Annotated in this window: 2 protein-coding genes; both read left to right on the top strand. The window is 56.9% G+C overall.

Features of this window, described 5'->3' with window-relative positions:
* A partial coding sequence (locus Q1A69_RS19880) for a hypothetical protein (protein WP_299589595.1) occupies window positions 1-1,248 on the top strand: 1,248 nt, incomplete at its 5' end.
* On the top strand, window positions 1,248-1,771 hold a 524-nt coding region (locus Q1A69_RS19885; protein WP_299589598.1), incomplete at its 3' end, for a DUF2460 domain-containing protein. The genes Q1A69_RS19880 and Q1A69_RS19885, both read left to right, overlap by 1 nt.

A 1,771-nucleotide genomic window follows, 5' to 3' on the forward strand; every position in this document is an offset into this window, starting at 1 on the left:
CGCTTCTTCGGCCCTAAGGGCGTGGTGGAATATTGGAACGATAAAGAATTAAAGACAGAGCTGGCGCGGCTGGAATCGGCGATCGATACCTATTACAAACCGCGCTCAAAAATCGCGAATAAATCCGAGCCGACGCCAACCGGACTGACTGAAAATACCAGCCTGATTACTGATGCGCACCCGGAGGGCGAGTTACTTCCACCGGTGAATCACTGGCTGATTTTTAATGAGGTGATCGAAGAACTGGGCACCGAATTTAAAACCGCCAAAGAAGAAGCCGAAGCCCTGCAGCGTAATCAGGAAGCTTATGCCGGTCTTTTAAGAGATCTGCGCACCGAGGAAGAAGTACTGACCGATCAGATGCGCGAGCGCCTGGCTATTGTCGATGCCATGGCCGGCCTGACCGACGAGCAACGCCAGGAAACCCTCGGCCGTATCGCTGACGCCGCCACCGAAGACGGCCCAACCCTGGGCGGCCTCGACAGTGGTGAAGATATCGAAACCGCGCGTACAGAACTCGAGGACTGGTATTCCACCCAGCTCGATATGCTGGAGCAATTCCGCAGCGAGCGCGCCGACCTGAATGCCACCTGGGATGAAGAGGAATTATCCCTGCGGCAACAGTACGAAGAGCGCCTGACCGAAATCACCCAGGCCAATGAAGACCAGCGCCGCCAGCAGCGGCTGGAGGGATACGCCACCCTGATGGATGTGGCGGGGCAGTATTACCAAGGCATGGAAGGCGAAGAGGCGGCCTATATGCGCGCAGCCCTCGCCATCGGCGGCACTCTGCTGGATGAGAAAAAGCGTAACGCCCTGCAGGGTGTGATTGCCAATACCCAGGACGCGGCCATGGGGGCCTACAACGCCATGGCTTCGATTCCCTATGTGGGTCCGGTGCTGGGTGCCGCGGCGGCGGGTGCGGTGTATGTGACCGGCGGTTTAGCCGCGGCAAAAATCACCGGTATGGCCCACGACGGTATCGATGCGGTACCGGAGGACGGCACCTGGCTGCTGCAAAAAGGCGAGCGGGTCACCACCTCGGAAACCAGCGCAAAGCTGGATCGCACCCTGGCCATGATTCAGGCGGATAGGCACAGCGGTGGCGGTGCAGGGGATTACAGCCGCCCGGTTTCCATGACGCAGAATATTCGCGTCGATGGCAAGGTGAATAATCGCACCGCCTCACAGCTCGCCCGCGAAAGCGAACGCAAACAACGGATTAACCGCAGGAGGCTCGGCTCTTAATGTTTAACGAAAGTCGCCTGCTGGAAAAAGTGGCCTATGGCTCCGAATACGGCCACCGCTACAAAACCGCTATTAAAGCATTGCGAAATGGAGTAGAGCGCCGCAATGCCGAGTGGGAGCGCCCCCTGGGCCGTTATTCCCTGCTGTTTAAAAACCTGGATTCTGCCGACCATCAAATCGTGGTTGCCGCCCATCACGCCTGCATGGGTGCCCTGATTGGTTTTCGTTTTAAAGACGCCAGCGATTTTGAAGCAGAGCAAGAGGTGATTGGTTTTGGCACCGGTGAAAGCACAACTTATCAGCTAGAAAAACAATATGTGTTCGGCGCCTTTTCCTATCAGCGCAAAATAGCAAAGCCGGTAATTGGCCGGGTACTGATTTTTGTCGATGGCAATCCGGTGGCCGCCAGTATCGATTACACCACTGGGCAAGTGCAGCTCAGCGCCGATAACGGGGCAGAAATTACCTGGAGCGGCGAGTTCGATGTGCCCGTCAGGTTTGAAGACGATGAGATCGGCTTCAG

The sequence above is a fragment of the uncultured Microbulbifer sp. genome, from assembly GCF_947498635.1.
Taxonomy (GTDB): domain Bacteria; phylum Pseudomonadota; class Gammaproteobacteria; order Pseudomonadales; family Cellvibrionaceae; genus Microbulbifer; species Microbulbifer echini.